The 20,329-nt window shown below is 55.3% G+C and carries 18 protein-coding genes; 12 read left to right on the top strand and 6 right to left on the bottom strand.

The annotated features are described in order from the left end of the window. Nucleotides 1–120: 120 nt before the first annotated feature. The 4 genes from ACXAF0_RS10390 (at nucleotide 121) to ACXAF0_RS10375 (ending at nucleotide 4,670) form a co-directional block, all read left to right on the top strand. The gene (locus ACXAF0_RS10390; RefSeq protein ID WP_475345794.1) at nucleotides 121–1,491 is read left to right on the top strand and encodes an aspartate aminotransferase family protein; all 1,371 of its coding nucleotides are present in this window, start codon (nucleotides 121–123) and stop codon (nucleotides 1,489–1,491) included. A gap of 120 nt (nucleotides 1,492–1,611) precedes the next feature. Continuing rightward, the gene (locus ACXAF0_RS10385) at nucleotides 1,612–2,961 is read left to right on the top strand and encodes an NAD(P)/FAD-dependent oxidoreductase (protein ID WP_475345793.1); all 1,350 of its coding nucleotides are present in this window, start codon (nucleotides 1,612–1,614) and stop codon (nucleotides 2,959–2,961) included. A gap of 120 nt (nucleotides 2,962–3,081) precedes the next feature. Beyond that, a complete protein-coding gene (locus ACXAF0_RS10380) occupies nucleotides 3,082–3,567 on the top strand; it encodes a group III truncated hemoglobin (RefSeq protein ID WP_475345792.1) in 486 nt (161 codons plus the stop codon). 356 nt (nucleotides 3,568–3,923) lie between these two features. Further along, nucleotides 3,924–4,670, top strand: a complete 747-nt coding sequence (locus tag ACXAF0_RS10375) for a cysteine hydrolase family protein (protein WP_475345791.1) — start codon at nucleotides 3,924–3,926, stop codon at nucleotides 4,668–4,670. Nucleotides 4,671–4,688: 18 nt separating this feature from the next. Here ACXAF0_RS10375 and ACXAF0_RS10370 read toward each other — a convergent pair whose 3' ends face one another. The 4 genes from ACXAF0_RS10370 to betI form a co-directional block, all read right to left on the bottom strand. Further along, entirely contained in the window at nucleotides 4,689–6,005 is a 1,317-nt protein-coding gene (locus tag ACXAF0_RS10370) for an NAD(P)/FAD-dependent oxidoreductase (RefSeq protein WP_475345790.1), read from the bottom strand. A gap of 354 nt (nucleotides 6,006–6,359) precedes the next feature. After that, the gene (gene betA / locus ACXAF0_RS10365; protein ID WP_475345789.1) at nucleotides 6,360–8,045 is read right to left on the bottom strand and encodes a choline dehydrogenase; all 1,686 of its coding nucleotides are present in this window, start codon (nucleotides 8,043–8,045) and stop codon (nucleotides 6,360–6,362) included. An 86-nt stretch (nucleotides 8,046–8,131) separates the two neighbouring features. Next, nucleotides 8,132–9,589 carry a betaine-aldehyde dehydrogenase gene (betB, locus tag ACXAF0_RS10360; RefSeq protein WP_475345788.1) on the bottom strand — a complete coding sequence of 486 codons (1,458 nt, stop codon included), beginning with the start codon at nucleotides 9,587–9,589 and terminating at the stop codon, nucleotides 8,132–8,134. Nucleotides 9,590–9,654: 65 nt separating this feature from the next. Then, nucleotides 9,655–10,245 carry a choline-binding transcriptional repressor BetI gene (betI, locus tag ACXAF0_RS10355; RefSeq protein ID WP_475345787.1) on the bottom strand — a complete coding sequence of 197 codons (591 nt, stop codon included), beginning with the start codon at nucleotides 10,243–10,245 and terminating at the stop codon, nucleotides 9,655–9,657. A 377-nt stretch (nucleotides 10,246–10,622) separates the two neighbouring features. Here betI and ACXAF0_RS10350 point away from each other — a divergent pair, with 377 nt between their 5' ends. The 4 genes from ACXAF0_RS10350 (at nucleotide 10,623) to ACXAF0_RS10335 (ending at nucleotide 14,695) form a co-directional block, all read left to right on the top strand. Further along, on the top strand, nucleotides 10,623–11,582 hold the full coding sequence (locus tag ACXAF0_RS10350) for a choline ABC transporter substrate-binding protein (protein ID WP_475345786.1): 960 nt from the start codon (nucleotides 10,623–10,625) through the stop codon (nucleotides 11,580–11,582). Nucleotides 11,583–11,683: 101 nt separating this feature from the next. Continuing rightward, nucleotides 11,684–12,532: a choline ABC transporter permease subunit gene (choW, locus tag ACXAF0_RS10345; protein ID WP_475345785.1), complete on the top strand. Its 849-nt coding sequence runs from the start codon at nucleotides 11,684–11,686 to the stop codon at nucleotides 12,530–12,532. Nucleotides 12,533–12,534: 2 nt separating this feature from the next. Continuing rightward, nucleotides 12,535–13,731, top strand: a complete 1,197-nt coding sequence (gene choV, locus ACXAF0_RS10340; RefSeq protein WP_475345783.1) for a choline ABC transporter ATP-binding protein — start codon at nucleotides 12,535–12,537, stop codon at nucleotides 13,729–13,731. 118 nt (nucleotides 13,732–13,849) lie between these two features. Continuing rightward, nucleotides 13,850–14,695, top strand: coding sequence for a hypothetical protein (locus ACXAF0_RS10335; protein WP_475345782.1), 846 nt, complete (start codon nucleotides 13,850–13,852; stop codon nucleotides 14,693–14,695). Between the two features lie 6 nt (nucleotides 14,696–14,701). Here the strand turns inward: ACXAF0_RS10335 and moaD are convergent, their stop codons facing one another. Then, nucleotides 14,702–14,953 (bottom strand): molybdopterin converting factor subunit 1, encoded by a 252-nt coding sequence (gene moaD, locus ACXAF0_RS10330; protein WP_475345781.1) that lies wholly within the window; start codon nucleotides 14,951–14,953, stop codon nucleotides 14,702–14,704. A gap of 85 nt (nucleotides 14,954–15,038) precedes the next feature. Next, nucleotides 15,039–15,983, bottom strand: coding sequence for a LysR family transcriptional regulator (locus ACXAF0_RS10325; RefSeq protein WP_475345780.1), 945 nt, complete (start codon nucleotides 15,981–15,983; stop codon nucleotides 15,039–15,041). Between the two features lie 171 nt (nucleotides 15,984–16,154). Between ACXAF0_RS10325 and ACXAF0_RS10320 the strand changes: the two genes are divergently transcribed. From ACXAF0_RS10320 to ACXAF0_RS10305, 4 genes are all read left to right on the top strand, one after another. Further along, a complete protein-coding gene (locus ACXAF0_RS10320) occupies nucleotides 16,155–17,027 on the top strand; it encodes an ABC transporter permease (protein WP_475345779.1) in 873 nt (290 codons plus the stop codon). A 12-nt stretch (nucleotides 17,028–17,039) separates the two neighbouring features. Next, entirely contained in the window at nucleotides 17,040–17,840 is an 801-nt protein-coding gene (locus tag ACXAF0_RS10315; RefSeq protein WP_475345778.1) for an ABC transporter permease, read from the top strand. Between the two features lie 125 nt (nucleotides 17,841–17,965). Then, the gene (locus ACXAF0_RS10310; protein ID WP_475345777.1) at nucleotides 17,966–19,120 is read left to right on the top strand and encodes an extracellular solute-binding protein; all 1,155 of its coding nucleotides are present in this window, start codon (nucleotides 17,966–17,968) and stop codon (nucleotides 19,118–19,120) included. 105 nt (nucleotides 19,121–19,225) lie between these two features. Beyond that, nucleotides 19,226–20,323, top strand: a complete 1,098-nt coding sequence (locus ACXAF0_RS10305) for an ABC transporter ATP-binding protein (RefSeq protein ID WP_475345776.1) — start codon at nucleotides 19,226–19,228, stop codon at nucleotides 20,321–20,323. Nucleotides 20,324–20,329 lie beyond the last annotated feature (6 nt).

Raw genomic sequence — 20,329 nt, 5'->3', positions numbered from 1 at the left:
GAATTCCTCAAAAATATTGTCGAAAAATCCTCTTGCAAAGGTGTTCGAAAAAACGAACACTGGCATCAGATGTTCAACATATCGCACGAAAGCAGAGCAGCCCCGCTGCCAGGAGACGTTATGAATAATTTCGACAAAACCGCCTATTGGCAGGATATTGATCAGGCTCACCACATTCATCCGTTCACCGATACGGCGGACCTGAACAATCGTGGCACCCGCGTCATCACACGTGCCGAAGGCGTCTTTATCGAAGATTCCAACGGCAATCGCTATCTCGATGGCATGGCGGGTCTGTGGTGCGTGAATATTGGCTATGGCCGCAAGGAACTGGCAGAAGCAGCCTACAAGCAGATGCTGGAACTGCCCTATTACAACAACTTCTTCCAGTGCGCGAATACCCCGGCGATTGAGCTTACCAAGGTTCTTGCCGAAATCACGCCAGAAGGCCTGAACCATGTGTTCTATGCCAACTCCGGCTCGGAAGCGAACGACACCGTTGTCCGCATGGTTCATCAGTACTGGAACCTTAAGGGCAAACCGGAACGCACCCACATCATCAGCCGCAAGAACGCCTATCACGGCTCCACTGTTGCAGGTGCGTCGCTTGGCGGCATGTCGGGCATGCATTCCCAGGGTGGTGCGCTGGTGCGCGATATCGTGCATATCGATCAGCCGTACTGGTACGGCGAAGGTGGCGATCACACCCCGGAAGAATTCGGTCTGATCGCGGCGCGTAAGCTTGAAGAAAAGATCGAGGAAATCGGTGCAGACCGCGTCGGTGCCTTTATCGGCGAACCGATCCAGGGCGCTGGTGGCGTCATCATTCCGCCGTCGACCTACTGGCCGGAAATTCAGCGTATCTGTAAGAAATACGACATCCTGCTGATTGCTGATGAAGTCATTTGCGGCTTTGGCCGTACCGGCGAATGGTTTGGTAGCGACACGTTCGGCATCAAGCCGGACCTGATGCCGATGGCCAAGGGCATGTCATCCGGTTACCTGCCGATTTCGGCTGTCATGGTTGGTGATCGCGTTGCCGATGTCCTGATCAATGACTGCGGTGAATTCACCCACGGCTTTACCTATTCCGGTCATCCGGCCTGTGCGGCAGTCGCGCTTGAAAACATTCGTATCATGCGCGAAGAAAAAATGGTCGAGCGCGTCAAGGACGAGATCGCACCTTACTTCGCCAAGGCGCTTAAAACCCTTGAAGACCACCCGTTGGTCGGTGCGGTTGAAACGGTCGGCCTGATTGCCGGCATGCCGCTGGTCGATGACAAGAAAACCCGCAAAGGTTTTGATAATCCGGGAACGGTGGGCACCATGTGCCGTGATGCCTGTGTTGCCAATGGCGTCATCATGCGAGCGTGCGGTGATCGCATGGTTCTGTCGCCGCCGCTTTGCATCACCAAGGAAGAAATCGACGAGCTGATCAAACGCGCGCGTGCCGCCTTTGACGAGACCGCGAAGAAAATCGGCAAGATGTAATCCGTTCGCGATTGCAGTGATTTAACCAAATACCCGGCATGAGCTATCATCGCCGGGTATTTCGATTACAGACAAGACCACCCCGCCCCACATAATACCCACGCCCCAAAAGAGCCCACCATGCTAAAACGCATTTATCAGCCCGCCGCCTATCGCACCGACACCCTGCCAGACAGCTATTGGGTGGAAAGCGCATCCCCACTGCCCGCTTGTGAAACCCTGCCTGAAGAAGGTCAGCTTAAAGCCGATATCGCCATCATCGGTGGCGGCTATTGCGGCCTGTCGGCAGCATTGGAACTGGCAAAAAATGGTGCGGATGTTGCGGTATTTGACGCCGGCCGGTCCGGTTGGGGTGCATCCGGGCGCAATGGGGGTTTTTGCTGCATGGGTGGTAGTGGCAAGGGATTTGGCGCACTGGCAAAGACCTTTGGCGATGACGCCGCCAAGCAGTTTGCCCGTCATCAACGTGACGCCATCAATCTGGTCGATCACCGCCTGAGCGACTGGAACATCGATGCGGATCGCCATTCGAACGGCGAAGTGGTTCTGGCCCACAAACCCAATCGAGTGGCGGAGCTTAAGCACGAAGCCAAGGAACTCGCGCATTTTACCAACATCAAGACCGAGTTTTTTGATCGCGATGCGCTTTCGGAACGCGGCCTTAATACGGCAGAAACCTATGGCGGTTTGCATGTCAAAGCGGGCTTTGGCATCAACCCGATGAAATATGTTGCTGGCCTGCATGAACAATGCGTGCGTGCTGGTGTTCGGATATTCGAACAGGCCACCATCGAGCGGTTTGAAGAAGATGGCGATATCTATCGTCTGCATGCTGGCAACACCCAGATCCGTGCCAACAAGATCGTTATCGCCACCAACGGTTATAGCGCGGAAAACCTGCCGGACTGGATTGGCGGGCGTTTGATGCCGGTCTTTTCCGGTATCCTGATTACCCGCCCGCTACGCAAGGACGAGTTGGCAAATCAGGGCTGGACCAGCGATCTGATGGCGTTTGATAGCCGCATCCTGCTGCATTACTTCCGCAAGCTTCCCGACAATCGGTTCCTGTTTGGTGGACGCGGCGGCATCACCGCAACGCCCAAGGCCTTTGCGGCGGGAAAACGCGACCTTCTTGATAACTTCAAACGCATGTTCCCGGCATGGCAGGATGTTGCCTTTACCCATCACTGGAACGGGCTTGCCTGCCTGTCCCAAAGCTGGCGGCCTTATATCGGGCGGGTTCCGGGCCATCATGATGTCTGGACGGCCCTTGCGTGGCATGGCAACGGGGTTGCGATGGCAAATCTGGGCGGCAAGCTTTTGGCGGAGCGGATGCTCGGCATCAGTGATGATGAGGATATCGGGGCGGTGATGACCACCCCGATGGGCAAATTCCCGATGCCGGCCTTGCGCCGTGTCGCACGTTCGGTCGGATATCGCTATTACGGCCTGCATGACCGGTTTGCCTGATCTGTTTTGATCTTCCAGGTGATCTGTTTGCGTTCGCCGACAAAGTGACATATGTCATGTCGAGTGATCGCTTTATGACTTAAAGCAATTCCAGTTGATGCGCAGAACAGGCAAAAACCCATGTCCGAAAAACAGCCAACCCTTGCCGAAATCAAGGAACGTCGCGAAATCGCAACGCGCCGCATCAAGGACGATACCGGCATTGATACGGACATGATCAAGAACATCGTGCATGGCTTTTACGCCAAGGTGCGCGGTGACGAACTTCTTGGCCCGGTGTTTGAGGAAAAAGTCGATAACTGGGACCATCACCTTGATCGCATGGTGATGTTCTGGTCGTCGGTGGCACTTGCGACCGGACATTATGACGGCCGCCCGATGCAAAAGCATTTGCCGCTTAAAATCACCCGACATCATTTTGATCGCTGGCTGCAACTGTTTGCCCAGACGCTGTCAGAATATTGCGATGAACCGGCTGCCAAGCACTTCATGGAACGCGCGCTTCGCATTGCGTCGAGCTTTGAAATCGGTATCGCCGCGCATAATGGCGTGATCCTGTCGAAGGGTGAACGCTATGATCCCGTATCAAATTGGGAACCAAACTGATCCCCGAACGTTACATGACCAAGGCAATGTAACCACGCAGCCCTGAGCAAGGGATGCGCTGCCTTTTGTCAGTTACATTGACAAATTGAATCGATTGCGATTTCATTTGGTTATGGGGAATGCCGGAAGACTGCGAAAATACAGTTCTGATCGCGACGTCAAAAAGACGCGCCGCAATGCGGCACCCGGCATTCAAAAAATCGGATACATCTGGCGTAACACCCCTGCCCCTTTTGGTTCGGGTGACGCCGTGCGCTTTATGGAACCGTCAGCAGCCGTTTTGCTTTCAGTCTCCCGATCCGGTTTCCCAACGCCTTCACGACGAGACTTGAGACGCCGAAACGGAGAGCCTGCACATGTGGTCAGTGATCACTCTTATTGTCATTTTGCTGATTGGTGTAATCGCCTACACCCTCTATGGCCATCGCCATCACCTAACCCCGAGCAAGGGCAAAAAGATCAACCTCTCAGAGCGCCCCAATAGCGCGCTTCTGATTGTTGACCTGCAAGAGGATTTCACCAACGCGACCGGCAAGAATGCCTATGCCCCGGATATGGTCGAAAAACTGATTTCCGCGATCAATGGTCTGGTGGAAACTGCCAATGCCAACGGATCTCCGGTGATTTCGATCCGCCAGACATTCCGTGGCTGGTACATGAACTTCCTGATGAAACTGCTCAATGATGGTCGCGGCAGCCCGACATCCAAGGGACTTGATCTTGACGCGCGCCTGAATGGCGACATCGACCATGATATCGTCAAATCGCGCGCCGATGGCTTTAGCGAGCCGGAGCTGGATCGCGTTCTGGACCGTCAAAAGGTCGGCAAGCTGATCATTGTCGGTCTGGATGGGGATTACTGCGTGAATGCAACCATGCAGGCTGCCTTAAACCGCGGGTATGACGTTTCATTTAGCGATGCCACAACGCTGGCCCTCAAACCCGACAGCTGGAAGAAAACCAAATCGAAACTGACTGCACGCGGTGCATCAGACGCATTGGACGTGACAGCAACGACGCCCGTCCCCAACAATGACGAGAATTCGGATCGCGCTGATGAGCGTGCGCGTGAAAACGAAGACCTCAGGCGCGATACGGCGTAAATCGCGCCTGCACCCGTCTTACAGCTTGTCTCGGATTGAATACCACAGCATGGCGGCGACCAGCATCGGGAAGCGCAACATCTTCCCGCCCGGGAAGATTGGCGTTTTGACATTGGACATCACGTCAAACCGTTCCATGGTGCCGACCACGGCGTCGGCCATGATTTGCCCGGCCAGGGTCGCCATCGCCACCCCGTGACCGGAATAGCCGGTCGCCGTGAAGATGTTGTCATCGACCTTGGCGAAAAACGGCATGCGGTTCATGGTGATGGCCAATGTCCCGCCCCAGCCATAATCAATCTTCACGTCTTTGAGCTGCGGATAGACCTCCAACATATGCGGCGAAACAAACGCCTTGATGTCTTTGGGGAAGGTATAGCCATAGGTTTCCCCACCGCCAAACAGCATGCGTTTATCAGCACTGAGCCGGTAATAGTTGATCACGAACTTTGAGTCTGCCACCGCAACATCATCTCGGATCAGTTCGCGTGCCAGATCATCACCAAGCGGTTTGGTCGCGATGACGAAATTATTGATCGGCATGACACGTTTCGCCACGCGATCTTCCAGCGCATCGAGATAGCCATTGCAGCCAAGGATCATCTTGTTGGCCGTCACAACTGCACCCTTTGCGGTTTTGACCGTGACCTTGCCTGCCTGATTTTCATAACCGGTAACGACCGCTTCTTCGAAAATTCGCGCGCCTGCTGCGCGGGCGGCATCCGCCAGACCCAGCGCGAAATTCAGCGGATGCAAATGCCCCGCCCCCTTATCAAGCGATCCGCCGTGATAAAACTCGGTTCCGACCATCTCGCGCATTTCAGCACGATCAACAGAACGAATATCTTCATAGCCATATTCGGTCTGAAGCTTTTCGGCATAGGCATGGGTATCTTCGACAAAGCGCGCACGATGGTCGGCATGCAAGATGCCCGGTTTCCAGTCACACTTGATGTCATGCTTGGCAATCAGGGCCTTGACGATGTCCTTAGACTCTTCGGCAATATCCCAAAGTTTGCGGGCATCATCGCGCCCGACCATCTTTTCAAGTTCATCCTGTTCGCGGCGCTGGCCCGATCCGACCTGCCCGCCATTGCGACCTGACGCGCCCCAGCCCACGCGATGGGCTTCGAGCAAAATCACGTCATAGCCGCGTTCTGCCAGATGCAGCGCCGATGACAGCCCCGTAAAACCGCCGCCGATCACCACAATGTCGCAGGTCTGATCCCCTTGAAGCTTGGCAAACGGCGCGGTCGCGTTGGCCGTCGCGGCATAATAGGAATCAGGATATTGGCCTGCCCGGTCATTGGCGGTCAGTAAATTCGGGGTGAACATGAGGAACCCTCACATTTGTTGTTGGGGCGCATTGAATGTGGGCTTATCCTGCCCAATCCGCGCGCCCTATCAAGGAAAAACTGCCGATTTTCGGGCCCCACACCCGCTTTTCACCGATTATGCCAAAACCAGCCGGAGCGAGGAAAACCGATTGCGCAAAGTCGCGGACAAAGCGCGATACCTGCGGCGATGATTCTTGCGTGTTTCGCAAAGCAGTGCGTTAAAAATCAGAGTCTTCTGGCGTTTACCGACGACATACAGTTGCATTCGCAACCGTGAAGCCGCCATAAAAAAATCCCCGATCCATCGCAAGACAGACCGGGGAAATCATCAGACCAATTGAAACGGTCGGTCTTAGCGCTGTTTGGTTTCCCATTCCGGATGCACGAAATAAGGTGCATTTGACGGGGCCAAGGGCGTTTTGCCACGAATGATGTCGGCTGCCTTTTCACCGACCATAATGGTTGGTGCATTGAGGTTGCCGGTCACAATCGTCGGCATGATTGAACTGTCGACGACGCGGAGACCTTCAACGCCATGTACGCGGGTATTCGCGTCTACCACCGACATCTCGTCACTGCCCATCTTGCACGAACAGGACGGGTGATAAGCACTTTCGGCGTGATCGGCGACCCAGGCATCGATCTGTTCATCGGTCTGGATATCCTTGCCCGGGGCAATTTCACCGCCACTGAGATCGGCAAAGGCTTCCTGAGCAAAGATTTCGCGGGTCAGACGGACTGACGCGCGCATTTCTTCCCAGTCTTCCGGGTGGCTCATATAGTTCGGATCAATGATCGGGCGATCCTTGGGATTGGCGGATGCCAAACGCACCGTGCCGCGCGACTTGGAACGCATCGGGCCGATATGGGCCTGGAAGCCATCCTTTTCAGCCGCCTTGGAGCCGTTATAGTTAATCGCGGCTGGCATGAAGTGGTATTGCAGATCCGGGTGCTTCACGCCCGCCCTGGAACGGATAAATCCACCGGCTTCGAAATGGTTGGTCGCGCCAAGGCCGGTTTTGAACAGATACCATTCAACCCCGATCTTGAGCTTGTTCCACCAATCAAGCTTGCTGTTGAGGCTGATCGGTTTGGTGCATTCCATCTGAACATAAAGTTCCAGATGGTCCTGAAGGTTTTCACCCACACCAGGCAGGTCATGGACAACATCAATGCCATGTTCACGCAGATGCGCCGCCGGACCAATGCCCGACAACATCAGAAGCTTGGGCGAGTTGATCGAACCGGCCGAGATAATCACTTCGCGATCAACCACCGCACGCTTGAGCTCTCCTTCATGGGTGAAGTCGAGACCAATGGCACGTTTTCCTTCGAAAACAATGTTTTGCGCCAGTGCCTTGTGGTAAACAGTGAGGTTCGGGCGCTTCATTGCCGGATGCAGATAGGCACGCGCGGTTGACCAGCGGCGGCCCTTATAGACCGTCATGTCCATGGTGCCGAGACCTTCCTGGCGATAGCCATTCTGATCGGGGGTGAATTCATATCCGGCCTGCTGACCGGCCTTGATCCATGCCTTGTGCAGGTCATTCTGACACGCACCTGTGGTCACATGCAGCGGGCCATCGCCACCATGATACTCGTCACCTTCGGTGTCTTCGTTGCGCGTATTTGCGCGACGGAAATATGGCAGGCAGCGCGCATAATCCCATTCCTTGAGTGCGGCGTCCTCTTCGGCCCAGCGATTGTAATCAAGGGCATGACCACGGACATAGGCCATGCCGTTGATCGAGCTTGAACCGCCATAAACGCGTCCGCGCGGGGTTTCCATGCGGCGGTTATTGAGGTTGGGCTGCGGCGTTGTCCAATAGGCCCAGTTATAGGTTTCCGACTGCATCGGATAGGACAATGCGGTCGGCATATGGATACGCCAGTCCCACCAGTGATCCTTCGGTCCGGCTTCGACAACCAGTACCTTGACTTCAGGGTCTTCGGTCAGTCGGTTGGCAAGCACAGCCCCTGCCGAACCGGATCCGACAATCACGTAATCATAGCTTTCAGTGGTCGTTGGGGTCGTCATTTCTGATCCCTTGTTTGGTCGTGCTGTGTGGGCAGCCGGTGAGTGTTTGGCGACGTTGGTTGATCCAGGGCCGGGCCCCAGGCCCCTTAGTAAGGGGCCTCGACATCGCCGGTTTCGACATAAACGGATTTGATGCGGGTATAATATTCAATCGCCGCACGGCCGTTTTCGCGGCCAACGCCCGATTTCTTGACACCGCCAAACGGCATCTCGATCGGGGTAATGTTATAGGTGTTGATCCAGCAGGTGCCGGCCTCAAGACGGGCAACGACGCGATGGCCGCGCGACAGATCCTTGGTGAACACACCTGCTGCCAGACCGTATTGGGTGTCATTGGCACGTTTGATCGCCTCGTCTTCTTCGCTAAAGGTCAGAACCGACATCACCGGACCAAAGATTTCCTCGCGCACGATGGTCATGTCGTCAGAGCAACCTGTAAAGACGGTCGGGGCAACAAACAGGCCACCTTCTGGCATGCCCTCAGACACGGCATGACCACCCAGAACGCATTTCGCCCCCTCGGCCTTGCCCTTTTCGATATAGGACATGACCTGTTCGTACTGTGCCTTGGTGACAATCGGGCCGACCTGGGTTTCAGGTTTTTCCGGATCGCCAAGAACCAGATCCTTGGAACGCGCGATCAGTTTTTCGATGAAGGCATCGGCAACGCTTTCATGAACGAACACACGCGTCCCGTTCGAGCAAATCTGACCCGACGAATAGAAGTTCGCCATCTGTGCGCCGGAAACAGCGTTGTCCAGATCAGCGTCTTCAAACACGATCATCGGCGATTTGCCACCAAGTTCCATGGTGACGGCCTTCATGCCGCCTGCTGCAACGGATGCCACCTTGGCACCGGTTGCGGCCGAACCAGTGAGCGAAATCTTATCCACGCCCGGATGTTCAACCAGCGCAGCACCGCTTTCACGTGCGCCCTGCACAACGTTATAGACACCATCTGGAAGACCGGCTTCCTGAAGGGCCTCGGCCACGGCAATCGCAGACAGCGGCGTGGTTTCGGACGGCTTGTAGACAACTGAGTTACCACATGCCAGCGCCGGTGCGGCTTTCCAGCACGCAATCTGGATCGGATAGTTCCAGGCGCCAATGGCACCACAGACGCCAACCGCTTCGCGGCGGGTATAGGCAAAGTTCCCGGCAAGGTCGATATGTTCGCCGGCAAGGCTTCCGGCGACACCGGCGAAATATTCAAGGCATTCAACACCGGAAACCACATCGACAATCTCGGTTTCCTGAATGGCACGGCCGGTATCACGGGTTTCAACCAGGGCCAGTTCATCATTGCGATCACGCAGGATTTGGGCTGCCTTGAACAACACACGGGCCCGTTCGGCAGCCGGGGTGTTTTTCCAGATTTCGAACCCGGCGCGTGCCGCCTTGACCGCGGCATCGACATCAGCAGCGGTGCTTTCATTACCCTTGGCAAGGACGGTATTGGTCGCGGGGTTCAGCGTAACCATTTCCGCGCCCGACCCTTGGGTTTTCTTGCCGTTGATGAAATTCTGGATTTGATAAAGGCTCATCTTAAAACTCCTGCTGGCTGCACGTTTGATCGGCAGCCTTGAACGTTTCTATGGTTCGATTGCATTTAACGGCTTGGCGAATTCGCCAGATACATGCGCACGGTGCCCAGCACCATTTTGCGCGCCCCGGCGATATCCGATTTGCCGTGTGACAGGCCGGTGCGCACCCAGATTCCGTCCACCATGGCGGCGATTACGGCTGAAATGTCATCGGCGCATTCCTCGGTCGTCAATTGGCGCAGCTCATGACGCAGGTTCGAAGCGAGGCGCTGAAAATAGATCGTGTTCAGTCGGCTCAAGGCTTCGGAGAACGGCACCTGCGCCCAGAAGGACAGCCACGCCACCGTCACCTGCGGGGTGAACTGTTCTTCGTTGAAGTTGGTGTTGATGATGGCCTCAAGACGGTCTATCGGCGTTTTGGCGGTTGCCAGACGCACCAGATAGTCCTTGCGCAAATCCTGCATCAGCGAGCGCATGGTTGCTTCGAGCAACGCGTTCTTGCCGCCAAAATAATGCGAAATAATACCCGACGACATCCCCGCAGCCTTCGCGATACGGGCGATTGTCGTATCGGCGAATCCGTGCTGGTGAATGGTTTCAATCGTCGCGTCGATCAACTGCCTGCGGCGAACAGGCTGCATACCAACCTTGGGCATTAAGTCATCCAATCCTCTGCGTTGCGAAGGGTTTAGAACCGCTTCATCGGGATAAAACGCAGTTTTTAATCCTTCGCAATTGACGTAACCAGAATATGCTGTAATTTAATTGAACAATCAATCAATAAAAACACGCCGATATGGGCGGCGCGTTTCTCAGGGGTTTAAACCTTTGCTGCGCGGCCATTCGGCTGTTTTTGTGATTATTCCGGCCCATCAATTGCGTTCGGGGGAACGTGACTGATGGCTCTGGGCGAGTGTTGGCGACATGTTTGTTGCGTTGATGTTCGTCTGGCCTCCGGAACCGAGAGTCTTCTGACGGCCGTCCTCATCTGGGCGTCAGTAACATTAGGTTTATACAAGGGAGAACCAGAAGCATGACCAATCTTTCCACGTTCGGCCGCCTTCTTGGCAGCACCATTATTGCAACCACCCTTCTGGGTGCTGCTGGTGCCAAAGCCGCCGATAGCGATGCGTGCAAAACCGTGACCTTCTCTGATGTTGGCTGGACCGACATCACGGCAACCACGGCAACTGCATCGGTCATCCTCGAAGCGCTCGGCTATACCGCTGAAACCGAACTTCTGTCGGTTCCGGTCACCTATACCAGCCTTGCCAATGGCGACGTTGACGTCTTCCTGGGCAACTGGATGCCGACCATGGCTGCTGACATTCAACCCTATCTCGATGCGGGCACGGTTGTTTCAACCGGTGCAAACCTTGAAGGTGCGAAATACACCCTGGCTGTCACCCAGAATGCCTTTGACGCGGGCCTGAAAGACTTTGCCGATATCGCCAAATTCAACGACGAGCTCGACGGCGAGATCTATGGTATCGAGCCGGGCAATGACGGCAACCGTCTTATCCAGGACATGATCGATAGCGACCAGTTCGGTCTGGGCGAATTTGAACTCGTTGAATCCTCAGAACAGGGCATGCTGGCCGAGGTAAAGCGCAAATCCTCGCGCGATCAGTTCATCGTCTTCCTGGGTTGGGAACCGCACCCGATGAACGCAAAATACGACATGGCCTATCTTGATGGTGGCGATGACGTATTTGGCCCGAACTTTGGCGGCGCCACCGTTCACACCAACCTGCGTGCCGGTTACACCGACGACTGCCCGAATGCGGGTAAATTCGTCACCAACCTTGAATTCAGCCTCGCCATGGAAAACGAAATCATGGATGCGATCCTGAACGAAGGGACCGATCCGGCAGAAGCCGCAACCGCATGGCTGAAAGACAACCCGGAAGCTGCCTATGCATGGCTTGACGGTGTGACCACCTTTGACGGTGGTGACGCAGAAGCTGCCCTTAAAGGCGACCTTGGCCTTTAAGCCACAGGCTTGATTTCACCGATGCGCCCAAAGCCGATTTCCGGCCAATTTGGGCGCATCGATTGTATTTTTCTTAATTCTCATTGAACGGATATTTTTGCATGGAATGGCTCACGGAAACGAAAATTCCGCTGGGACAGTGGATATCGTCCCTGATGGATGCGCTGAACGAACATGCTGATTTCGTGTTCTATACCATCTCTGATGTTCTTGAATTCATCATTGAAAACACCATCGATTTTCTGGTGTGGCTCCCGGCCCTGCTGGTGATTGCCGCCTTCGGGATTCTGGCAACCGTGCTGCATAAATCATGGAAGCTGACGGCGTTCACTGTTTTGTCCCTGCTGCTTGTGGTCAATCTTGGCTACTGGGAAGAAACCATGGAAACGCTGGCGCTGGTGATCTATGCGACGCTGTTTTGCATGTTGATCGGTGTACCGCTTGGCGTGGCATCGGCCCATCGTCCATGGCTTTATCAGGCAATGCGGCCGGTTCTTGATCTGATGCAGACGATCCCGACATTCGTCTATCTGATCCCGACCCTGATCCTGTTCGGGCTTGGCGTTGTGCCCGGTCTTATTTCGACCGTGATCTTTGCCATCGCCGCCCCGATCCGCCTGACCCATCTTGGCATTTCCAACACGCCCAAGGCGCTTCTGGAAGCTGGTGAAAGCTTTGGCTGCACACCGCGCCAGTTGCTGTTCAAGGTCGAACTGCCATCAGCCATGCCTTCGATCATGGCGGGGCTGACGCAATGTATCATGCTGTCGCTCTCCATGGTGGTGATCGCCGCCCTTGTCGGTGCGGATGGTTTGGGCAAGCCGGTTGTGCGTGCACTGAACACCGTGAATGTCGCACAGGGCTTTGAAGCCGGTCTTGCGATTGTGATCCTTGCCATCGTGCTTGATCGCATCTGCCGTCGTGACAACAACGAAACTTCGGGGCAGTGATCATGAGCAATGCTGTTGAATTCGATAATATCGACGTGATCTTTGGCAACCGTCAGGCAGAATCCCTCAAGCTGCTCGACGAAGGCAAAACCCGCGAAGAGATTGCCGCAGCCACCAACAATGTGCTTGGTGTTGCCGATGTCAGCTTTGACGTCCCTGAAGGCGAAATTTGCGTCCTGATGGGGCTGTCGGGATCGGGCAAGTCATCGCTCCTGCGCTGTGTGAATGGGCTTAATGCCGTATCGCGCGGATCGCTTCGCGTGCGGGCCGGTGATGACATGGTCGATGTCACCAGCTGTGATTCCATGACACTGCGCAATCTTCGGCGCAAAAGTGTCGCCATGGTCTTCCAGCAATTTGGCCTGTTCCCATGGCGCACGGTTGAAGACAATGTTGGCTTTGGCCTTGAACTGGGCGGCATGGGCCCGGCGGAACGCCGCGAGATCGTGCGCGAAAAGCTGGCCCTTGTCGGCCTTGATCAGTGGGCGAGCAAATATGCCCATGAACTGTCGGGCGGTATGCAGCAACGTGTGGGCTTAGCGCGCGCCTTTGCAACCGATGCGCCGATCCTTCTGATGGATGAGCCGTTCTCGGCCCTTGATCCGCTGATCCGTAACCGTCTGCAGGACGAGTTGCTTGATCTTCAGGAAAAACTCAACAAGACCATCCTGTTTGTCAGCCATGATCTTGATGAAGCCATGAAGCTCGGCAATTCGATTGCCATCATGGAAGGCGGTTATGTCGTGCAGCACGGAACGCCCGAAGATATCGCCCTGCGTCCGGCAAATGATTATGTGGCCGACTTTGTTGCCCATATGAACCCGGTCAATATCCTGCGCGGTCGGGCGATCATGCATCGCATCAGCCGTGATCAGAAAGCCGGCGTTGGTGAGCTGATGCTTGAAGATGCCAATATCCGCGTGACCTTGCAGGACGGCGTTGTGCGATCTGCCAATAATGGGGAACGCGGCGAGCTCAAGCTGATCAATTATGACGGCACCCTGCCCAGCGAGCTGGATGCGACCGATAATTCGATTGTCTTTGTCGCCCAGGATGATGTGCTGCTGAAGGATCTGATTGATATGCGCTCCATCACCCAGAACCCGGTCATCCTGACCCGCGACGGCAAGGTATCGGGCACTCTGGGCCGCAAGGAGTTCTTTGACAGCCTGACCCAGACGTCTTCTGTGGCGGATTGATCATCGGCGAATAAAACTCACCTATAAAAAGGCGGCCTTTCATGAGGTCGCCTTTTTTGTCTCACAAACGCCCCTTGTTTGCGTCCTTCTCTAAACAGTGTGTGATGAGAGGTAACCGATGGCGCAACTAACCGATTTGCAATTAAGGGGCCTGGCATCCGCCGAGCTTGGGGCGGGTGTCGAGCTGGATGCGGATTTTGTGGATCCCTACCCCGATGCCGCGTGCTGGGGATGGGCATTGTGTGGCGGACCCAGCGCCCATGGCAATGCCGAACCAGCCGAGATTTTTGATCGCGCCATCGCGCGCAATGCAGCGGGCATCATGACCGGGCTTCGGGATGGTTTTGCCGACTGGGTTCATGTGGCTTTTCATGCCAATGTCGCCGCGAACAATCAGGCCGCCGTCATAGCCGAGAATTTCAACCGCGCGATCGTTGAGCTCGATGAAAATGCCGAACGGGCCTGTCGCCTGGCCTTTGCCAAGCTGTGCATCATAGTCAATGGTCTCACCCCGGCCGTTGCCCCGACCAACTACAAAATCGTCATGGCATCCGATCACTGGTATAGCTGGGAACACTGGTCACTGGGGCTTTGCAACAATATCGCCGCCCCGGAAAATCCGGCATGGCAATATACCCAGCGCGATGCGGGCGTAAACCCGGTCAATACCCGATCAGACGAGGTCTGGGGTAGTCATCCGATCCTGACAGAAATCTATGTTACGGAATTGCATGACGGGCATCTGATTTATTTGCAACATGCCCAAGGCTGGCCCGCAGTCGCAGCACCCCCGGCAGGCGATCCACCACCGCCGCCCCATCCCGGTCCACTACCATCGCCGGATGATCCGGCCCCCCTGACCGCACCACCGGCAAGTGGAGATGACAGTGTGGCACCTGCGAGTGGTGCAGACGTGAGTTCAACGAGCAGTAGCCCATCATCAGGCGACGATCAGGTCACTTGACCGGAATCACCCACCCGTGACCGGCGGAAACAGGGCGATTTCGGTGGCCTTGGTGATGTCGGATTCGGGGGTGGCGTATTCCTGATCAACGGCGACGCGAATGATCGCCGGATCAGCCAGGGCATTGGCAAAATTCGCCCCGCGTCCGGGCAGCCATGCCAGAAGATCGGCAACCGTTTTGACGTTGTCCGGCAAATCAACGGCTTCTTCCGCCATGCCGATGCGGTCCTTGACCCATGAAAAATAGATCAGCTTCATTTCTTGTCCTGACAGCAAACTTCAATTTGCCCACATGCTTGCGCAGACGCGCGCAGCAGGCAAGTCCCAATCGTGTGAACGTGCGCTACGGATAAACAAAGTAACCATTCGGGGCCGCATCAAGGCGTGCGGTCAGGTTTTCGATAAAGAATCGCTCCGCCCGGCTAAGCGACATGCGCGGGTTGGTCACAAGGTAAATATCAATCGCTGGCGGCTCGATATAGGGCGGCAAACGCCAAAGTTGGCCGCGTTCGGTTGCACTTTGCACAACGTGGATCGGCAAGGGCCCAATGCCAAGCCCAGCATTAATCAAACGGCGGACTTCTTCAAGGTGCGGACTGACCGCGACAACCTTGCCCTTCATGCCTTCCTGCGCACGCAAAACCGCCACCGGGGCCAGTGCATCGCTTAGCTGGTCGGTCGCGAAGGACACAAAGGCTTCGCTGCGCAAATCGGCCAGTGTCAGATCCTTTTTGCCAAACAGGTGATGGGTCGGGCCACAGAAGAAGCCGAAATGTTCACGATAAAGCCGGCGATATTCCAACCTCGGGTGACGTTCCTTGACGAGGCAAATGCCAAAACTGGCCTGCTGTGAAAGTACCTGATCAACGACATTGACCGAGGTCGCCACATCGATCTCATAGGTCACTTCCGGATGGGCACGATTGAATTCAAAAAGCGCATCATCAAGGGGCGGAAAGACAACGTGACTGGCCAGCCACATGTGCAAATGCCCGGTCAGCTTATTGCCGCTATCTGACATCACGTCCGAAAGACGCCGGATCGCGCCGCAGATTTCACGACATTCATGATAAAGCGCCAATCCCTGCTCGGTGACTTCAAACCGACCACGTTCACGGTCAATCAGGCGCGCGCCAATCTGATCTTCAAGCCGTTTCAGCGCGTTGCTGACACTGGGTTGGCGCAGCAACAGCCGGTTGGCCGCCCCGGTAATCGAGCGTTCCTCGACAATAACGGTGAAGGTATGGAGCAAATTCCAGTCGAACTGGCGACGCATTAACTCGTTCATCTTGCGGGCCTTTTTGCACGTGGCGATCAAGTACATAGTTATTGGCTATGAGTTCTATTCTACTTATCTATTTGCGCTATGTGCAAGTCTGGGTTGGAATGGCTCCAACATATTCTTTACGGCCAAATAACCGGGTGCGGCACTGACCGCAGACAATAACGGGAGGCACAAATGGCCGCAGATATCGCCGGAGCCCGCAGGACTCCGTGGTTACTGCTATCACCATCACTGGCAACCATCAGCCTGCTGCTGATCGTGCCAATGCTGTTCATTGTCGTTTATTCATTCTGGTTGCGCACGTCGACCGGCGCGGATCAGGTCGGCTTCTATCTGGATAACTGGATCGAAGTGTTGGGTGATCGTTTTTATCGCGACATCCTGTTTCAGACCCTTCTGATCGCCTTTTACACCACGGTTATTTGCGCGTTTGTCGGTTATATCCCGGCCTATTTCGTTGCCAATACACGCATGAAGTCCAAGGCGTTTTTGTTGCTGTTGCTGATGCTGCCCTTCTGGATCAGCTACATCATCCGCACCATGTCGTGGATCAACATTCTGGGCACATCCGGCGCGCTGAATACAATTTTGTTGTCGATGGGCATCATCGATGACCCGATCCAGATGCTTTACAACCAGCAGACCGTGGTTCTGGGCCTTGTGCATTATCTGCTGCCCTTCATGATCCTGAACGTCTATGTCAGCCTTGATGGCATCGACAAGAACCTGACCGAAGCGGCCCAAAGCCTTGGCTGCACGGGTTTTCAGGCCTTTCGCGAAGTCACCCTGCCGCTTTCCCTGCCCGGCTTGGCCGCGGGATCGTTGCTGTGCTTTGTGCTGGCTGCGGGCACCTATATCACCCCGATCGTTCTGGGCGGGCCGCGTGATGCCATGTTCGCCAACCTTGTGTTCGAAGCCATCGTGACCCAGCTCAACTGGCCGCTTGGCTCTGCCCTTTCGCTCGTCCTGCTGGCCCTTCTGGGGGCACTGGTCGTCATCTACACCCGCTATCTCGGCATCGATCAGATCGCCAAGAGCTTCAAATAAGGGAGAGGTACGATGATGTCCGGTTGGTCAGTAATCCGAATTGCCACGATCCTAGTCTATCTGTTCCTGTTTGCGCCGGTGGCGGTCGTCATCCTGTTGGCCTTTAACGCCAATCAGTTCGGCAGCTTCCCGATCGAAGGTTTTTCCTTCCGCTGGTTCGAAGCACTTTGGAACAATGATGCCATTGTACGGGCATTCAAGACGTCGCTGTTGCTTGGTGTGCTCACAGCAGCCATTTCCACGACGCTTGGGACCCTCGCAGCACTTGCCATGGTCAGATACGATTTCCCGGGAAAACGGACTATTTCAACCCTTTTGGTTGCCCCAATCCTGATCCCGGAAGTCGTTCTGGCCGTGGCACTCCTGCTGTTTTTGCAGTTCCTGTCCATGCCAAAAAGCTTCGGGCTTCTTTTGATGGGCCATGTGGTCTTTACCCTGCCCTTTGTGGTGCTGGTGGTTCAGGCACGGCTTGTCTCCATCCGCCGTGATGTCGAAGAAGCGGCCATGAGCCTTGGCGCAACACCGGTGCAGACCTTCTTTGAAGTGACCTTGCCGCTGATGTTGCCTGCCGTCATGGCCGGGATGCTGTTTGCCTTCACGATTTCATTTGATGACATCACCGGCACCCTGTTCTGGAAGCCGGGCGGTGTTGAAACCGTCCCGACCCAGATATTTGCCATGCTGCGCAACTCCATCAGCCCGGAAATCAACGCGCTGGGTGCTGTGATGGTGATCTTCACCATTGCCCTGCCGCTGGTTGCGGCATCGATTGCGCGCGTCATGGCGATGCGCAAGGCCGGGGCATCAAAATAGACAGAGCAAAACACGAAGATTTTTGCAAAACGCGGTTCACCGCCAAGACCAAAAACAACACGACAAATTCAACGACCAAGAACAAGACCGATCAACGGATATATCGTTTTATCAGGAGGCCTTAAATGGACGATACCAAACGTTATGAACGCCTACTTACCCGTTTCCGCGACGGCGACATCAGCCGCCGTACTTTCCTGACCGCACTGGGTGCAGCTGGCGTAACTGCCGGCATTACCGGTGGCCCGATGGGCATGCTGGCCCGCAAGGCGATGGCAGCAACCCCGGAACAGGTCCGTTTTGACGGTTGGGGCGGCGTTGTTTCCGAAGCATTCGAGAAACATGCCTTTGCGCCCTATACCGCGAAAACCGGCATTGATGTGGTTTCGGGTACCTTTGGTGGTGCAGATGAATATATCGCCCGTGTCAAAGCCAGCCAGCCGGGTGAATTCAACCTCGCCCACCTTTCGGGCGTGTTTGACTATGCCCGCTATCATGGTCTGGAGCTGACCTCGGAACTCAATGAGTCGAACATTGCGAACCTTGAAAACGTCATCCCGACCCTGGTTGAGCCACTTCGCAAGATCACCGGCGGCACGATTTCCGCGGTTCCGTATGACTACGGCACCACGGGCATTGCCTATAACCGCAAATATATCAGCGACGACGAAGCCAAGGCCAAGGGTGCCAAGCTGATGGTTGATGAAGCCTATAAAGGCAAAATCGGCGGCTGGGGCGAATGGAAAACCCGTATCTGGTACGGCGCGCTTCAGTCTGATCAGGATCCGAACAACATCAAGGACATCGATGCCGTTTGGGACATGATCCGTGCACACCGTGACCTTGCCCTGAAATACTGGTCTTCGGGCGCGGAACTGATGAGCCTTCTGGCCGAAGAAGAAATCTATGTCACCGAAGGCTGGTCTGGCCGCATCAAGGCGTTGCAGGATCAGGGTCATGACATTGGTTATCTGGATCCGGCTGGTGGTCTTGGCTGGCAGGAATGCCTGTTCGTGCTGCGTGGCAGCCCGATGGCCGCCTGTGAAGAGCTTCTGAACTTCATGCTGGAACCGGAAGTGGCAATCGCCGTTGCCGAAGGTCAGAGCTATCCGCCGGCCCTTGATCCGCAGAAGATCGATCTGGGTGAAATCATCCCGACCCTGCCGGCATTTGATCCGACCGGTACGCTGTCCTCGCTCAGCTTCTTCGATCCGGCGTATTGGAACGAAAACGAAGGTGAATGGTCGAAAACCTTCTCGCGTGTGCAGCGCGGCTACTAAGCCCCGCCTGCATATCGGAAACTGTGTTCTGGCCCGTCGCGTTGGGCCGGAACACCTTAGCCGCCAGTCGTCAGGTGCGGCCCCATTCAGACAGGGACTTTAACAATGGCAGACACAAACAACGCCGTTGAACTGCAAAATGTCGTCAAACGGTATGGTGAATTCACCGCAGTGAAACGCATCGATTTGACCGTTCCCGACAACAGCTTTGTGACTTTCCTTGGCCCGTCGGGCTGTGGCAAGACGACGACGCTGCGCATGATTGCGGGTCTGACCGACATTACCGAAGGCGATCTGATGATCCGTGGCAAACGGGTCAACAGCCTGCCGATCCACAAGCGCAATCTGGGCCTTGTGTTTCAGAACTATGCCCTGTTCCCGCACAAGACGATTTTTGACAACATCGCCTTTGGCCTGAAATACCGCAAGGTGTCCAAGGCCGACATCGCCGACAAGGTCAACAAGGCGCTTGATCTTGTTCAGTTGCCCCATGTCGCCGACCGTTACCCCAATCAGCTTTCCGGTGGCCAGCAGCAGCGTATTGCACTGGCGCGTGCGATTGTGATTGAGCCCGACGTCTTGCTGCTTGATGAACCGCTTTCGGCCCTTGATGCCAATCTGCGCGAAGAAATGCGCGTGGAACTGAAACGTATTCAGCGCGAACTTGGTGTCGCCACGGTCTTTGTCACCCATGACCAGTCCGAAGCCCTGGCCATGTCTGACAAACTGGTTGTGATGAATAATGGCTTTGTCGAACAGGAAGGCGCACCGGAAGAAGTTTACAACAATCCGGCATCGGCCTTTGTTGCGGATTTCCTTGGACATTCCAATATAATTGCTGCCAACCTTGGCAGCCCGGATGCCGCCTTTACCAAGGTGGCGCTTCAAAGCGGTGAGACATTGCTGACCACTGACGAGCAAACCGCAAAGGCCAAGGGATCGAAAGACGTTCGGGCCGTGATCCGGGCCGAAAAAATTGATCTTTCCGAACAGAACGGCGCCACCGATGGTGTGATCGCCATTCCCGGCAAGGTCAAAACAGTTGACTATCTGGGCCAACAGGCCCGTTACTTTGTCGAGGCCAATGGCCGCGACTGGCAGGTCATCAATCCGATTGATGCCCACCCCCATCAGGAAGGGGCGGATATATTCATGCATATCGCCGCCCGTAATTGTGTGTTGTTACCCGGCCATCAGGACTGAACGTCC

It is taken from the genome of Thalassospira sp. ABD4_177, from assembly GCF_056160125.1.
The sequence above is the reverse complement of the archived record's forward strand: the minus strand, read 5'-3'. Positions and strand labels throughout refer to the sequence as shown.

Excerpts from the sequence above, each read along its gene's own strand:
- ACXAF0_RS10350 (WP_475345786.1), top strand. The coding sequence starts at position 10,623 with ATGACCAATCTTTCCACGTTCGGCCGCCTTCTTGGCAGCACCATTATT.
- ACXAF0_RS10325 (WP_475345780.1), bottom strand. The coding sequence starts at position 15,983 with ATGAACGAGTTAATGCGTCGCCAGTTCGACTGGAATTTGCTCCATACC.
- betB (WP_475345788.1), bottom strand. The coding sequence starts at position 9,589 with ATGAGCCTTTATCAAATCCAGAATTTCATCAACGGCAAGAAAACCCAA.
- ACXAF0_RS10320 (WP_475345779.1), top strand. The coding sequence starts at position 16,155 with ATGGCCGCAGATATCGCCGGAGCCCGCAGGACTCCGTGGTTACTGCTA.
- ACXAF0_RS10335 (WP_475345782.1), top strand. The coding sequence starts at position 13,850 with ATGGCGCAACTAACCGATTTGCAATTAAGGGGCCTGGCATCCGCCGAG.
- moaD (WP_475345781.1), bottom strand. The coding sequence starts at position 14,953 with ATGAAGCTGATCTATTTTTCATGGGTCAAGGACCGCATCGGCATGGCG.
- ACXAF0_RS10390 (WP_475345794.1), top strand. The coding sequence starts at position 121 with ATGAATAATTTCGACAAAACCGCCTATTGGCAGGATATTGATCAGGCT.
- ACXAF0_RS10385 (WP_475345793.1), top strand. The coding sequence starts at position 1,612 with ATGCTAAAACGCATTTATCAGCCCGCCGCCTATCGCACCGACACCCTG.
- ACXAF0_RS10305 (WP_475345776.1), top strand. The coding sequence starts at position 19,226 with ATGGCAGACACAAACAACGCCGTTGAACTGCAAAATGTCGTCAAACGG.
- ACXAF0_RS10315 (WP_475345778.1), top strand. The coding sequence starts at position 17,040 with ATGATGTCCGGTTGGTCAGTAATCCGAATTGCCACGATCCTAGTCTAT.
- choW (WP_475345785.1), top strand. The coding sequence starts at position 11,684 with ATGGAATGGCTCACGGAAACGAAAATTCCGCTGGGACAGTGGATATCG.
- choV (WP_475345783.1), top strand. The coding sequence starts at position 12,535 with ATGAGCAATGCTGTTGAATTCGATAATATCGACGTGATCTTTGGCAAC.
- betA (WP_475345789.1), bottom strand. The coding sequence starts at position 8,045 with ATGACGACCCCAACGACCACTGAAAGCTATGATTACGTGATTGTCGGA.
- ACXAF0_RS10375 (WP_475345791.1), top strand. The coding sequence starts at position 3,924 with ATGTGGTCAGTGATCACTCTTATTGTCATTTTGCTGATTGGTGTAATC.
- ACXAF0_RS10370 (WP_475345790.1), bottom strand. The coding sequence starts at position 6,005 with ATGTTCACCCCGAATTTACTGACCGCCAATGACCGGGCAGGCCAATAT.
- betI (WP_475345787.1), bottom strand. The coding sequence starts at position 10,245 with ATGCCCAAGGTTGGTATGCAGCCTGTTCGCCGCAGGCAGTTGATCGAC.
- ACXAF0_RS10310 (WP_475345777.1), top strand. The coding sequence starts at position 17,966 with ATGGACGATACCAAACGTTATGAACGCCTACTTACCCGTTTCCGCGAC.
- ACXAF0_RS10380 (WP_475345792.1), top strand. The coding sequence starts at position 3,082 with ATGTCCGAAAAACAGCCAACCCTTGCCGAAATCAAGGAACGTCGCGAA.